This window comes from Pseudomonas sp. C2B4 (assembly GCF_013359695.1).
Lineage (GTDB): Bacteria > Pseudomonadota > Gammaproteobacteria > Pseudomonadales > Pseudomonadaceae > Aquipseudomonas.
Window position 1 is genome coordinate 42,150 of sequence record NZ_JABFMU010000043.1, and the last position, 14,087, is coordinate 56,236.

The 14,087-nt window shown below is 61.8% G+C and carries 14 protein-coding genes; 5 read left to right on the forward strand and 9 right to left on the reverse strand.

The genetic code is table 11. The features are described 5' to 3' along the window. Positions 1 to 147 precede the first annotated feature (147 nt). The gene (locus HNQ83_RS22780; RefSeq protein WP_175391020.1) at positions 148 to 1,023 is read left to right on the forward strand and encodes a LysR substrate-binding domain-containing protein; all 876 of its coding nucleotides are present in this window, start codon (positions 148 to 150) and stop codon (positions 1,021 to 1,023) included. A 140-nt stretch (positions 1,024 to 1,163) separates the two neighbouring features. On the opposite strand, the gene HNQ83_RS22785 is transcribed toward HNQ83_RS22780, so the two are convergent. From HNQ83_RS22785 to HNQ83_RS22815, 7 genes are all read right to left on the reverse strand, one after another. Continuing rightward, positions 1,164 to 2,528, reverse strand: coding sequence for an MFS transporter (locus HNQ83_RS22785; protein ID WP_175391021.1), 1,365 nt, complete (start codon positions 2,526 to 2,528; stop codon positions 1,164 to 1,166). A gap of 221 nt (positions 2,529 to 2,749) precedes the next feature. Further along, a complete protein-coding gene (locus HNQ83_RS22790; protein WP_175391022.1) occupies positions 2,750 to 4,198 on the reverse strand; it encodes an NAD-dependent succinate-semialdehyde dehydrogenase in 1,449 nt (482 codons plus the stop codon). Next, the gene (locus tag HNQ83_RS22795) at positions 4,195 to 5,229 is read right to left on the reverse strand and encodes an aldo/keto reductase (RefSeq protein ID WP_175391023.1); all 1,035 of its coding nucleotides are present in this window, start codon (positions 5,227 to 5,229) and stop codon (positions 4,195 to 4,197) included. Before HNQ83_RS22795 ends, HNQ83_RS22790 begins: the two co-directional genes overlap by 4 nt. Positions 5,230 to 5,239: 10 nt before the next feature. Then, positions 5,240 to 5,752: a formaldehyde-activating enzyme gene (gene fae / locus HNQ83_RS22800; RefSeq protein WP_175391024.1), complete on the reverse strand. Its 513-nt coding sequence runs from the start codon at positions 5,750 to 5,752 to the stop codon at positions 5,240 to 5,242. Positions 5,753 to 6,131: 379 nt separating this feature from the next. Further along, the gene (locus tag HNQ83_RS22805; protein WP_175391025.1) at positions 6,132 to 6,398 is read right to left on the reverse strand and encodes a pentapeptide MXKDX repeat protein; all 267 of its coding nucleotides are present in this window, start codon (positions 6,396 to 6,398) and stop codon (positions 6,132 to 6,134) included. A 53-nt stretch (positions 6,399 to 6,451) separates the two neighbouring features. After that, positions 6,452 to 7,225 (reverse strand): molybdopterin-dependent oxidoreductase, encoded by a 774-nt coding sequence (locus HNQ83_RS22810; protein WP_175391026.1) that lies wholly within the window; start codon positions 7,223 to 7,225, stop codon positions 6,452 to 6,454. After that, complete coding sequence (locus tag HNQ83_RS22815) at positions 7,222 to 7,839, reverse strand: cytochrome b/b6 domain-containing protein (protein ID WP_175391027.1); 618 nt, start codon at positions 7,837 to 7,839, stop codon at positions 7,222 to 7,224. Before HNQ83_RS22815 ends, HNQ83_RS22810 begins: the two co-directional genes overlap by 4 nt. Before the next feature lie 282 nt (positions 7,840 to 8,121). On the opposite strand from HNQ83_RS22815, the gene HNQ83_RS22820 reads away from it, so the two are divergent. Then, complete coding sequence (locus tag HNQ83_RS22820) at positions 8,122 to 9,057, forward strand: class I SAM-dependent methyltransferase (protein WP_175391028.1); 936 nt, start codon at positions 8,122 to 8,124, stop codon at positions 9,055 to 9,057. 110 nt (positions 9,058 to 9,167) lie between these two features. Here HNQ83_RS22820 and HNQ83_RS22825 read toward each other — a convergent pair whose 3' ends face one another. Beyond that, the gene (locus tag HNQ83_RS22825) at positions 9,168 to 9,941 is read right to left on the reverse strand and encodes a LuxR C-terminal-related transcriptional regulator (protein ID WP_175391029.1); all 774 of its coding nucleotides are present in this window, start codon (positions 9,939 to 9,941) and stop codon (positions 9,168 to 9,170) included. 110 nt (positions 9,942 to 10,051) lie between these two features. On the opposite strand from HNQ83_RS22825, the gene HNQ83_RS22830 reads away from it, so the two are divergent. Together HNQ83_RS22830 and HNQ83_RS22835 are read left to right on the forward strand one after the other, a co-directional pair. Next, positions 10,052 to 11,155 carry an extracellular solute-binding protein gene (locus tag HNQ83_RS22830; RefSeq protein ID WP_175391030.1) on the forward strand — a complete coding sequence of 368 codons (1,104 nt, stop codon included), beginning with the start codon at positions 10,052 to 10,054 and terminating at the stop codon, positions 11,153 to 11,155. Between the two features lie 166 nt (positions 11,156 to 11,321). Further along, positions 11,322 to 12,443, forward strand: coding sequence for a P1 family peptidase (locus tag HNQ83_RS22835; protein ID WP_175391031.1), 1,122 nt, complete (start codon positions 11,322 to 11,324; stop codon positions 12,441 to 12,443). Positions 12,444 to 12,771: 328 nt separating this feature from the next. Here the strand turns inward: HNQ83_RS22835 and HNQ83_RS22840 are convergent, their stop codons facing one another. Continuing rightward, entirely contained in the window at positions 12,772 to 13,398 is a 627-nt protein-coding gene (locus HNQ83_RS22840) for a TetR/AcrR family transcriptional regulator (protein WP_175391032.1), read from the reverse strand. A gap of 164 nt (positions 13,399 to 13,562) precedes the next feature. Here HNQ83_RS22840 and HNQ83_RS22845 point away from each other — a divergent pair, with 164 nt between their 5' ends. Continuing rightward, complete coding sequence (locus tag HNQ83_RS22845; protein WP_175391033.1) at positions 13,563 to 14,003, forward strand: hotdog fold domain-containing protein; 441 nt, start codon at positions 13,563 to 13,565, stop codon at positions 14,001 to 14,003. The last annotated feature ends 84 nt before the right edge of the window (positions 14,004 to 14,087 follow it).

A 14,087-nucleotide genomic window follows, 5' to 3' on the forward strand; every position in this document is an offset into this window, starting at 1 on the left:
CTCCCACATTGGATCTGTGGTGTTCACAAATCCCCTGTGGGAGCGAGCCTGCTCGCGAATGGGCCAGCCCAAACAACACTTGCATCAGCTCATTGCCAATAGTCAGATAGACGCTACAAAACAACATCAAGCAATGAGCCCCCTCCCATGCGTCAACTGCCCTCGCTCAACATGCTGCGCATCTTCGAGGAAGTCGCGCGGCATCGCAGTTTCAGCCAGGCCGCCCTGGGCCTGAACGTCACCCAGGGCGCGGTGAGCCGGCAGATCAAGCAGCTCGAGGACTACCTCGGCGTGGCGCTGTTCATTCGCACGCCGCAAGGCCTGTCGCTGACCGAAGCCGGCACCGCCCTCTCCCCGCACCTGAGCGATGCCTTCGACCACATCGAACGCGCCCTGCAAGCCGTGCGCGTGCCCAACCTGCGCCAGCGCCTGCGGATTGTCGCGCCGCCGACCTGGGCCACGCGCTGGCTGTCGGCGCACCTGCGCGCGTTCTGCCAGCGCTATCCGGACATCAGCCTGAGCGTGACCCACCAGGCCAGCCACGACAACCTCGCCGAGATCGACTGCCATATCCGCTTCGGCCTCGAAGCGGACAGCCATTGCCACAGTCAGTTGCTGGTGATGGAGCGGCACATCGCCGTCGCCAGTCCGGAGTTGTTTACCGACGGCCAGGCGCCCGACCTGCAGCAATTACCCTTGCTGCACATCCTGCACAACGGCAAGCGCTTGAAGGTCTGGGAAAACTGGCTGGCGGCGATGGGCCGCGACGATGTCGACGCCGGGCAAGGCCTGGAATTCAGCACCCTGGACCAGGTGATCCACACCGCCCTGGCCGGTGGTGGCCTGGCGGTGATCGACCGGCAGATGATCGAAAAGGAACTGGCCAATGGCAGCCTGTTGCCGATCACCCCGGTGGAGGTGATCGGGCCTTACGGTTATTGGCTGGATGTGGCGAATGACAAGTGGGGCTTGTCGAAGGTGAAGTTGTTTACCGAATGGCTGGAGCTGGTGAGCAATCCCTGACACACCAGTGTTCCCACTGCGTAGGAGTTCCCCTGTGGGAGCGAGCCTGCTCGCGAATGCGGAGTGTCAGCGACATATAAGTGCCTGACACACTGCCTTCGCGAGCAGGCTCGCTCCCACAAGGGTTCAGTGAACACTCCTTAGATCGGCGTTGCGGCTTTGACCGCCACACCCACACCCGCTTCCACCGGACTCTGCGCCTTGCACGCCTGACTCAAGGTCAGCGACTTGGTCTCCGGCGCCCAGGCCCAGGACAGCAGCGCGCCAATCGCCAGGATCGCCGCCAGGATGCCCATGGTCGGGCTCAGGCCGATCCCGGCCACGCTCACCGGCAGCAGGAAGGTGCTGACCGCCGATCCCAGACGGCTGACGGCGGTGGCCAAGCCAATGCCGCTGGCGCGCACTTCGGTCGGGAAGCTTTCGGCCGGGAACACGCCCACCAGGTTACTCACCGCCGACAGCACCAGGGTGAACAGCCCGAACACCAGCACCATCAGGAACGCCGCGCTGCCCGGCAGTACCGCCAGCAGGAACAAGGCGATGGCAAGGATGATGAACGAGTTGATCAGGAACCCACGACGGGTGAACTTGATGGTGCACCAGATGCCAATCAGCGCGCCGAGGATCAGTAGCATGTTCAGCATCAGTTCGGTGCCGAAGCCTTCGGCCAGGCCCATCTTCTGCAGGATCGACGGCAGGAAGGTGTAGATGGCGAAGTACGGCATGACGATGCAGACGAAGAACAGGCAGTTGAACGCGGTGCGTTTGCGGTATTCGCGGCTGAACAGTACCGCGTAGCCGGAGCGGGTTTCGCTGGAACGGGTTTCGTCGAGTCCGACGTTGTCGCCCAGGTGTTTCTTGACGATTGCCCGCGCTTCGGCAATGCGCCCCTGATTGACGAGCCAGCGTGGCGATTCCGGGGTGCCGATACGGGCGATCAGGATCAGCGCCGCCGGGATCGCCGACGAGGCCAGCATCCAGCGCCAGGCATCGTCACCAAGGCTGAGCATCGCGGTGCCGACGAAGGTGGCGGCAACGTAACCGAAGGTCCAGATCACGCTGAACGAACCGAGCAACACGCCACGGTGTTTCTTCGGTGCGAACTCGGCGAGCATGGCGTGGCCGACGCTGAAGTCACCGCCCAGGCCGATGCCGATCAGCACCCGGCAGAGGAACAGGCTCATCGCCGTTTCCACGTAGAACTGCATCACCGAAGCAATGGTGATCAGCACAAAGCTGACCAGGAAGATTTTCTGCCGGCCGACCTTGTCGGAAATCCAGCCGAAAAACAGGCTACCGAGGAACAGACCAATCAGAGCCGAAGCCCCGATCAAGCCCTGCCAGAAGGCATCCAGTTGCATCTGCGGACTGAGCAGCGTGAAGGCGATGCCAATCAGGCCGAGGATGTAGCCGTCGGTGAAATGCGCACCGAAGGTCAGGCCGGCGATCTTGATGTGAAAGCGCCCGATGGGCAGGTCGTCGATTTTTACCGGTTGTACGGACATGTAAGTCTCCAATTGTTGTTATTGACGGAGAAATGAAACCGATCGTTTTTGCTGTGAGTGGGCTTGTGTGGCGAGGGGATTTATCCCCGTTCGGCTGCGAAGCAGCCGCAGATCCTGACAAACCGCTATGGCTGAAAGAATGCAAAGGGCCGCTTCGCAGCCCAACGGGGATAAATCCCCTCGCCACATAGGTCCGTTCCCACAGGGGTTGGGTGGTGCTTTTACAAACCACCCATCAACAGGTATTTGATTTCCAGATAGTCATCCAGACCGTACTTCGAACCCTCGCGACCCAGACCCGATTCCTTGATGCCGCCGAACGGCGCCACTTCCGTGGAAATGATCCCTTCGTTGATCCCGACCATGCCCGCTTCCAGGCCTTCGGCCATGCGCCACACGCGGCCGATGTCACGGCTGTAGAAGTACGCCGACAGACCGTATGGCGTGTCGTTGGCCCGCCGCAGCACTTCAGCCTCGTCCTTGAAGCGAAAGCACGCGGCCACCGGGCCGAAGGTTTCGTCCTGGGCGATCAGCATGTCGCTGCTGGCTTCGGCGAGGATGGTCGGCTCATAAAACGTGCCGCCCAAGGCATGACGACGGCCACCGCACAGCACCTTGGCGCCCTTCTCCACGGCATCGCTGACATGCAATTCCACTTTGGCCAACGCCGCCGTGTTGATCAGCGGACCTTGCTCGGTGTCGCCTTCCAGGGCATTGCCGACGCGCATCGCGGCCACGGCTTCGGCAAGCTTGCCGGTGAAGGCTTCGTACACGCCGTCCTGGATGAAGAAGCGGTTCACGCAGACGCAGGTTTGCCCGGTGTTGCGGAATTTCGAGGCCATCGCCCCTTTCACGGCGGCGTCGATATCGGCGTCGTCGAAGACAATGAACGGTGCGTTGCCACCCAGTTCCAGCGAGACCTTTTTCAAGGTGTCGGCCGCCTGACGCATCAGCAATTTGCCGGTACGGGTGGAGCCAGTGAACGACAGCTTGCGCACGATGCCGGAGGCTTGCAGCGCGCCGCCGATGGCCACCGCGTCACCGGACACCACGTTGAACACACCGGCCGGAATCCCGGCCTGCTCGGCCAGCACTGCCAGGGCGAACGCCGACAGCGGGGTTTCTTCCGAAGGCTTGAGAATCATCGTGCAACCGGCCGCCAGCGCCGGGCCAACCTTGCGGGTGACCATGGCCAGCGGGAAGTTCCACGGCGTGATCGCCGCGACCACGCCAATGGCTTCCTTGACCACGATGATCCGCGCGTCGGCCTTGTGGCTCGGAATCACATCGCCGTAGGCACGCTTGGCCTCCTCGGCGAACCACTCCAGAAAGCTCGCGGCGTACACCACTTCGCCCATAGCCTCGGCCAGCGGCTTGCCCTGCTCGCGGCTGAGCAAGGTGGCCAGGTCCTTCTGGTTACTCAGCATCAATTCGCCCCAGCGCTTGATGCGCTGGCTGCGCTCCTTGGCGGTCAGCTTGCGCCAGGCCGGTAAGGCGCGATTGGCCGCCGCGATGGCCAGGTTGGTTTCTTCGGCGCCGGCCTTTTGTACGTCGGCGATCAGCTCGCCGGTGGCCGGGTTCAGCACCGGGTAGGTCGAGCCGCCGCTGGTCCCTTCGCCAGTAAACCAGTGCCCATCGATGAAATTGCCGTGGCGGATCAAATCGCTCATGCCACGGCCTCGGTCAGGGTGAAGCGTTCCGAACCCGGACGGGCCGAACGCAGGATGCGCTTGCCGGCGGTGTAATCGTTGATCACGTCGCACGGGGTGTAGTTGCGTTCCAGCTCATGCAGTTCTTCGGCATCGAGCTGGGTCTCCAGCGCCGCCAGGGCGCTGTCGAACTGCTCGGTGGTGTCGGCGCCGACCAGCATGCAATCCACGCCGGGATGATTGGCCACCCAGGCCTGGGCGATCTGTGCGTTGGACACGCCACGGGCACGGGCCACGCGCTGCACCGAACGGGCGATCTCGAACGACGCTTCGTCGCTGTACATCTGCTGGGTGAAGAAGTCGGTCTGGTTGCGGGTCGACTGCACGTCGCCGGTCAGCAGGCCACGGGCCAGCGGACTGAACACCGAAACCCCCAGGCCCTGGTCGCGGCAGAACGGGATCATCTCGCGCTCTTCTTCGCGGTAGGCGCAGTTCAGTTGCAACTGCATGTTGATCGGCTTGACCCAACCATTGCGCTCGCAGGCCATGAGGATTTTCGCCAGTTGCCCGGTGAGCATGGTCGAGACGCCGATGTAGCGGGCCTTGCCGGAGCGCACGATGTCGTTCATGGCGCTCATGGTTTCTTCGACCGGGGTGTTCACGTCGAAGTAATGCAGCATGAAGACGTCGACGTAATCCATGTCCAGGCGTTTGAGCGAGGCATCGATGCTGTCCATGATGTGCTTGCGCGAATGGCCGCTGGCGTTGATGCCCGGGCGGGTCCCGTAGCCAACCTTGGTGGTGATCACCAGGTCTTCGCGACGGGCCAGGCGCTTGACGATGCGCCCCACCACTTCCTCGCCGACGCCAGCGGAATAGAAGTCCGCCAGGTCGATGAAGTTCACGCCGTTGTCCAGCGCGTGCTTGACGATCGGTTCGCTTTTCTTCTCATCGAAGATCCACGGTTTCCAGTCCGGGGTGCCCATGTTCATGGTGCCCAGGCACAGGCGGGAGACTTGCAGGCCGGAGTTGCCCAAACGGATGTATTGCATGGCGCGGACCTCAGGCTTTTGGCGTGTAGAAAGGGTTGCTGATGTAATTGACGACATCTTTGAGCTGCGCAGTTTCCGGCTTGCCGGTCAGGGCGGCGCGGATCGCGGTGCGGCAGGCGTTGTAGTTGTTCAGGTACACCGCGTCCAGGTCGTCGCAGGCCGGGTTGACCCAGTTGGCGGTGACGATGGCCCACTCGTCTTCGGCTTCCGGCGGCAGGGTGCCGTCGAGCAGCGCTTCGAGCACCGCCTTGGCGATACCGGCCTGGGACGCACCCCAGGTGGCGTTGCCGTGCAGGTCGCTGCTGATCGCGGCCTTGTTGACATACAGGGTCATCGGTTTGACCGGGATGTTCGGCTGGGCGATCACCATGAACGGGCAATGGCCCTGGCTTGGCGAAGCCAGGCTGTTGGCGAAGGCCTGCCCTGCCGGACCGTTGCGCGGGCCGATCAGGATGTTGATGTGCGCGGCGTTCACGCCAGGGCCTTCGAAACCTTCACCGATGTACAGGTCGAGTTCTTTCATGGGTCGTTACTCTTCAGGGATTTGGGTTGATCAGAAGTGCACGTTAGCCGTGGGATTCGCGTGGCAAATGTCAGGGTTCGAAGAGCGCAGCAGGTCGCTGGCGAAGACGCGGCAGAAATGAATGATCATGGTTGCAAACGCTCTTTTTTGTTGTTGATGAGCTGGTTTGCGATTTTTTAACACTGGGGGTTGGCGGGGCTGTAACCATAAAAAATCATGGGGGTATGATTTCAGGTCATACCCTGAAACGCGATCCCTTGTAGGAGCGAGCCTGCTCGCGATGGACGTCAACGATGACGTGGGCTGCCTGGATGAACGCGGCGCCCTCCGGTCCATCGCGAGCAGGCTCGCTCCTACAGGGGATTGTGGTGGTTTGAGGTTATTGCGACATCGCGTCCTTCTTCATCGCATCCTTGGACATGGCATCTTTTTTCATGCCGTCCTTGCTCATCGAATCCTTGGACATGCTGTCTTTCTTCATCGTGTCCTTGGCCATGGAATCCTTCTTCATCGAATCCTTGTGCATCGCGTCCTTGGACATGGCGTCCTTGGACATCGAGTCATTGCTCATGGCATCGGCAGCAAAAACACTGGCGGCGCCCATGGCCAGGCACATGGACAGTGCAACGGTGGTCAACTTTTTCATGATGAAACTCCTTGAAGCGCAGTGTGTGATCGAGCGAAATACCCAGGCTGTCTTCAGCTGCCACCGAACCAGTTGTAGCCCTGGTCTTCCCAGTAGCCGCCGCTGTAGGTGTTGCTGACGAAAATCGCCTGAATGTGTTTGGGGTTCTTGTAGCCAAGCTTGGTGGGCATGCGCAGCTTCATCGGGAAGCCATATTCACGAGGCAACACGGCGCCGTCCCAGGTCAGCGCCAGCAGGGTTTGCGCATGCAGCGCCGTGGCCATGTCGATGCTGGTGTAGTAGTCGTCGGCGCATTTGAAGCCGACGTATCTGGCGTCGGTGTCGGCGCCGATGCGCTTGAGGAAATCACTGAAGCGCACACCGCCCCAGCGACCGATTGCACTCCAGCCTTCGACGCAGATGTGTCGGGTGATCTGTTCGGTCTGCGCCATGGCGTGCAACTCTTCGAGGCGCCAACTGCGCTTGTCGGCGACCAGGCCGGTCACCTCCAGGCGATAGCTCTCCTCCTCCACCGTTGGTGCTTCGTCGATGCCGTAGAAGGCATTGAATGGAAACGGCCGGGTAATCATCGACGCCGGATAGGTCGGCGCCATGGCGTTGGGGTTGAACAGCCAGCCCTGCACCCGATCGTTGAAGCGCGACATCGACGACAGCGCGGTCTCGACACTTTCACTGTCGGTGAGGTTGCAGCCGGACAACATCGCCACGCCGCCGAGAGTCAGGCCACGCAGCAGGAACGAGCGGCGTGAACGGTCTTCGATCTGCGGCGCGAGGATTTTTCGAGCGTCGGTCAGGATCGATGACTCATCAAGATTGGGCTTTTTCATACGTGCTCCTTGCGACCGACGATCATGGCCAGCAGCGTTTTGGGAACCAGCGCGACCATCACCAGATGCACCGCTACAAACGCCGCCAGCAGCGCCATCGCGATGAAGTGCACATGCCGCGCTGCGTCGTAACCGCCCAGCAAATCACGCAACAGCGGGAACTGCACCGACTTCCACAGCACCAGCCCGGAGATCACCAGCAGCGTGATGTCGAGCATCACGAACAGGTACGCAAACCGCTGAACCTGGTTGTAATGACTCAGGTCGGCGTGCCCCAGTTTTCCCCGCAACGCTGACCACAGGTCATGCAGCACACCTTTGGGCGAGACCGGGAAAAAGCGGCGTTTCAGGCGACCGCTGAGAACGTTGATGATCAGGTAGACGAGGCCGTTGAACGCCAGCAGCCACATCGCCGCGAAATGCCACTGCAACGCGCCGCCGAGCCAGCCACCCAAGGTGATCGATGTGGGGAAGCTGAAATCGTAAAGCGGCGAAGCGTTGTAGATCCGCCAGCCGCTGGTCACCATCACCAGCACCGCCAGGGCGTTCAGCCAATGGGTGAGCCGCAGCCAGCGGGGGTGGCTGGCCTTGGGTGAAGCAGTTGACTGCGACATGTCCGGCTCCTGGTTTATTGTTCGATGGGGCCGAGTATGGGAGCGACAAGATCGCCAAATCCTCACGCAGAGTTAAATTATTTGTGATAACTCCCAACCCCAAAAACCTGTGGTGGCCCCTGTGGGAGCGAGCCTGCTCGCGAAAGCGGTGTATCAGTCACATTGATGTTGGCTGTCATGCCGCCTTCGCGAGCAGGCTCGCTCCCACAGGGTTTCTGGGTGGTCCACCCACCGCGTAACTATGGTTAAATGCCGCCCCCCGAAACTGCCGACCCTTGACCGATGAACCCAGACGCCCTCGCCACCCTCAACCAGCACCTGCTGACCGCCCTCGCGTCCGCCCCCGCCGAAACCCGCCGCCTGTTCCACGGCCGGGGTCGCTGCTGGCCGGGGCTTGAGCAAGTGACCGTCGACTGGTTGCAGGGTGTGGTGCTGGTGGCGTTGTTCAAGGAGCCAGAGCCTGCGCAACTGGAAGACCTGAAGCAGTTGCTGATGGCGATCACCCGGTCGGCGCAGTGGGCGCAATCGGGTGCGCATACGCTGCTGCTGCAACATCGCTACCTGCTGCAAAGCACTACCGAGTGGCTGCTCGGGGAAGAAATCGATGAACTGACCATCACCGAGGGCGGGCTGAAATTTCGGGTGGACCTGGGCCGCAAGCAGAACACTGGTCTGTTCCTCGACATGCGCTACGGACGCGACTGGGTGCGGGCCAACGCCGCAGGCAAACGGGTGCTGAACCTGTTCGCCTACACCTGCGGCTTCTCGGTGGCGGCCATCGAAGGCGGCGCGACCCACGTGGTCAATCTGGACATGTCCAGCCCGGCGCTGAGCCGTGGCCGCGACAATCACCGGCTCAACGGGCATGACCTGGGCAAGGTCACTTTTCTCGGTCACGACCTGTTCAAATCCTGGGGCAAGGTGATCGGCAAGGGCCCGTATGACCTGGTGATCATCGACCCGCCGTCGTTTCAGAAAGGCAGTTTCCTGCTGACCAAGGATTACCAGCGCGTACTGCGCCGCCTCCCGGAATTGCTCACTCCCCAAGGCACGGTACTGGCCTGCATGAACGATCCGGCGTTCGGCGCGGATTTCCTCATCGAAGGCGTCACTCGCGAGGCGCCAAGCCTGCGGTTTGAACAGCGACTGGAGAATCCGCCGGAGTTTCCGGATGCGGATGTGGAGTGTGGGTTGAAGGCGTTGGTGTTCAGGCAGTAAGACCGCGTCGCCCCCTTCGCGAGCAGGCTCGCTCCCACAATGGAATGCGTTTCACCTGTGGGAGCGAGCCTGCTCGCGAAGAGGCCGGCATGAACCACCGAAAATCCGGCCTAGCGCGGCTGCAACACCAACGCAAACAACTCCCCATGCCCATTCACATTGAGCTTGTGATACAGGTTGCGCCGATGCACCTTGACCGTCTCCGGGGAGATGCCCATCTGCTGAGCGATGGCCTTGCTGGAGAAACCCTGGAGGATCAGCCGCGCCGTTTCGATTTCGCGGGCTGACAGACGCGCATCGAAACGGTCGAGCAAGGCTGCCAGATCGCCAGCCACGGCTTCGGCTACCGGGCCTTCCGGTGGCAGCAGTTGCAGGTGCCGGCGCATCGCCGACAGCACCCAGTCGCGCACACACAGCAAGCGGCCCTGCTCTTCAAGGGTGAAACGCGTCGAGCGGCCCAGGGACAGTCCGAGCACGGCGCCCTCGAGGTTGACCATGAACTGCAACTCGTCGCCACCGACCACTGAACGGAAGTAGCTGAGGTAGTACTCGCTCTGCTGGAACTGGTCAGGCGCCACCGAGTCGAGGCTGTGCAGGCCGTCGGCGATGCCGGCGCACACGGCCAGGTAGAACGGATCGAGCAGGTACATGCCGGCGCTGTAATCGGCCAGTTCTTCATGCTCGTCGCCGCTGCCGGTTGAGTCGAAGTCGATCAGCAGGCGCGGCACCCGGCCGGGCCGCATCACCGCGACCAGCGCGTTGTCCAGCGGCACCAGCAGGCGCAGGGTATCGACCAGTGCACGCCAGAATCCCTCCTCGCCCACAGCACCAAACAGCCGCGCCAGCCCCTGGTGCAGCGGCAACTCTTTCAACAACGCGTCCACGCACTACCCCTTTCGAGTAACCCATGATGGGAATGGGTAACGGCCACCCCGGTCGATACGCTGCAAACTCCTGAACATCACCGGCCGCAGCAGGCCAGGAGTGCCGCATCATGAGTGGTCACCGCGCGTATTTCAATCTGGGACTGGGCGCCTGCCTGGCGGTTTCGCTGTCGGCGGTGGCGACCGAGAGCCCGACGGTTCACGTGTATAACTGGTACGACTACATCGGCCCAAACACCCTGCAGGACTTCAAGCGTGACACCGGTATCCAGCCGGTCTACGACACCTTCGACAGCGCCGAGGTGCTGGAAGGCAAACTGCTGACCAGCCGCAGCGGCTACGACGTGGTGGTGGCCAGCAACTTCAGCCTGCCGACCCTGATCAAGGCAGGCGCCCTCGCCCCGCTGCCCCGTGCCCAGATGCCGGACTTCAAGAACATGGACACCGACCTGCTGGCGAAACTGGCCCATAACGATCCGGGCAACCAGTACGCGGTGCCGTATCTGTGGGGCACCAACGGCATCGGCTACAACATCGACAAGGTGCGCGCCGTGCTCGGCGACAAGGCGCCGGTGGATTCCTGGGACCTGGTGTTCAAGGAAGAGAACCTGGCCAAACTCGGCGAATGCGGCGTGGCGATGCTCGACTCGCCCGCGGAAATGCTGCCGGTCGCCCTGCACTACCTGGGCCTGCCGCCCAACAGCACCAACGCCGAGGATTACAAGAAGGCCGAAGCGCTGCTGCTCAAGTTGCGCCCGCACATCGCCTACTTCAACTCGTCGAAATTCATCAGCGACCTGTCCAACGGCAATATTTGCGTAGCGGTGGGCTGGTCCGGGGCGATGCTGGAAGCCAAGGCCACCGCCGAGCAGGCCGGCAACGGCGTGAAGATCGCCTACAGCCTGCCCAAGGAAGGCGCGCCAGTGTGGTTCGACACGCTGGTGTTGCTCAAGGATGCACCGCATCCGCAACAGGGTCTGGCCTTCATTGATTACCTGATGCGCGCCGAGGTCATCGCCCCGGTCAGCAATCACCTCAACTACCCCAACGGCAACCGCAATGCGACGGCGCTGGTGGCCGAAGCGACCCGGACCAATCCTGCGGTTTACCCATCGGCCGAGGCGCTGGCCACCTTGTTCACCTTGCAGCCTCTGCCGCCGGCCACTGAACGGGTGCGGACGCGGATCTGGAGCAAGGTCAAAAACGGACAGTAGTCCTGACACCACAACCCCACTGTGGGAGCGAGCCTGCTCGCGAAAGCGGCGTGTCAGTCGACACCTTCTAACCTGATACACCGCTTTCGCGAGCAGGCTCGCTCCCACAGGTTTCCCGCTTGAATCAGACCACTTTTTTCTGCCACGAATTGAAGAGGATCAACCTATGAAACCACGTGCCCGCGACCTGAACATTCAGTTTGGCCAGCTTCAACCCGGCCCTCTCAATGCCATCACCGATGTGCCCGGCGTACGGGTCGGCCACAGCAATGTGCGAGGTCGCACCGCCAAGGGTCGTGACATCCTGACCGGCGTTACCGTGATCGAACCCCGTGCCGGTTCCACCAGCCAGCAGCCGTGCTTTGCCGGCGTCCATGTGCTCAACGGCAATGGCGACGCCACGGGACTGGAGTGGATTCGCGAGGCCGGTCTGTTGACCAGCCCGATCGCCTTCACCAACACCCACAGCCTGGGCGTGGTGCGCGATGCCTTGATCGTGGTGGACCGTGAGCAACAACCGGACGACGGCCGGCTCTACTGGAACATGCCCGTGGTGCTGGAAACCTTCGACGGTTTGCTCAACGACATCAACGGCTTTCACGTAAAGCCCGAACACGTGGCCCACGCCGTGCAATCGGCGGTGGGCGGTCCGGTGGTGGAAGGCAATGTCGGCGGCGGTAGCGGCATGATCTGCCACGAATTCAAGGGCGGCATCGGCACGGCGTCGCGGCGCCTGAGCGCTGCACAGGGGGGCTGGACCGTCGGCGCCATCGTCCAGGCCAACCATGGCATCCGCAACGAACTGCGCGTCGATGGCTACCCGGTCGGGCGCTACATGGAGCAGGTCGACTCACCGTTTCTCAAGGCCTCGCTGCCGCATCCGGGCATGGGTTCGATCGTGGTCTGCCTGGCCACCGATGCGCCGTTGCTGCCGCACCAATGCACGCGCCTGGCGCAGCGTGCCAGCCTCGGCCTGGCCCGCACCGGCGGCGGCAACGAAGACCACAGCGGTGACATTTTCATCGCCTTCGCCACGGGCAATGCCCACGTGCCACCGGCTGCCTACGAGAGCAAACGCGCGCCGACCACCGGCAACCTGAGCATGGTCAATAACGATCACATCAGCGAATTGTTCCTGGCGGCCACCGAAGCCGTGGAAGAAGCCATCATCAACGCCCTGCTCGCGGCCGAAACGACCGAAGGTAACGGTCATGCGGTGCCGGGGCTGGATGCCGAAACGCTGCTCAAGGCCCTGGATCAGGCCGGTTGGCCGGGCCGCAGAAGCTGACACTTGTGGGGGGATTCGACTAGCGGTACTTGAGGCCGAACCCCCAACTTTCTACGATGAAGATGCGCAGCCGCTTGCTTGCCCAAGCCGTTGCGTAGGTGGTGAGTGCATTGAACCCCTATCAAGCTCACCGCCTGCTTCATGCGCATCTTGAGCCTCAATGGCTCCACTTCCTCCCCATCAAAGAGCTTTGAGGCTCTTTTTTAACCTTTTGAAAACCAGCACATCCCGTTGTGGGAGCGAGCCTGCTCGCGAAGGCGGTTTGTCAGGCAATTCATATGTCGACTGACCCACCGCTTTCGCGGGCAAGCCCGCTCCCACAGGGTCCTCAGTGATTCTCGGACGCGGCGACCGAGCGCCATGCCGCCTCGGCCAACAATTCGCGGTACGCCTTCGGACTGCCCTTGACCCGGCCCGACAACCAGGCGCGGCAGTAGCTGTCGGCCTGGCCAATGATCAGCGACGGCATCAACTCGGCCGGAAAGCCGCCCAATTGATCCCGGTGCGCCGGATCCGACAGCCACTCCAACAGCATTTTGTTGCGCGCCTTGTTGCGGGTGGCAAGTTCGTCCTTATGCGGCCCCTTGGTCACGGCAAACCGCGCGTGATACTGAAAACGCGCCCACTCGGGCTGGCTGTCGACCCAATCCACATAGCTGTGCACCAGTGCCTGCACGCCGGCCCGGGTGGTGGTGGCGTCGGCCATGTAGCTGTCGCGCAGCCTGGCCTGGTCATCCAGCGCGGTGAAAAACAACGCTGCCACCAGGCCTTCCTTGTTGCCGAAGTGATGGTAGATCGCGCCGACACTGGTATCGCATTCGGCGCGGATCATGTCGATGGTCGTGGCCTCGATCCCCTGCTCGTTGAACAGTGTGAGGGCCTTGCGAAAGATGTCGCGCTTGAGTTCGGCGCGGCGACCGGGGTAGCAGCGTTCGAGCAGATCGGACGTTTCCATACTGAATTCTGACCAGAAAAACCAAGGGTAAAGGCTGGCGGCAGCCAATGGACAAGTGGCGCTAGGTTGACAGATTTCCCGCTGACGGAATACTGTTCCGCAACAGAACAATATTCTGTAACGGAAGAATATTCCGCCAAATCATCATCCAGAGAGGCTTCTCCATGAGTCAGTTCCTCAGCCTGTTCAACAGCGCCGGTCCCGAAACGTTCAGCAAAATGGCCTGCCAGGTGGCGCCCTATTTCTCCACCATCAACCCGCTGGTCACTGACTTGCGCAAAGGCTCGGCCACCGTGCAGGTGCCGTTCGCCCGGGAGATCACCAACCACCTGGGCACCGTTCATGCGATTGCGATGTGCAACGCCGCTGAACTGGCAGCCGGGATGATGACCGACGTGTCTATCCCTGCGGGAGCGCGCTGGATTCCCAAAGGCATGACGGTCGAATACCTGGCCAAGGCCAAGAGTGATGTGACGGCGGTGGCGGATGGAGGGGATGTGGACTGGAACACGGAAGGCGACAAGATCGTGCCGGTGGACATTCACGATGTTGAGGGGAAGAAGGTGTTTACGGCACGGATTACGATGAATGTGAAGCTGGCCTGAGCCTGAGAATTACTTGTGGGAGCGAGCCTGCTCGCGAAGGCGGAGTGTCAGGCAATACATGTGTCATATGACACTCCGCTTTCG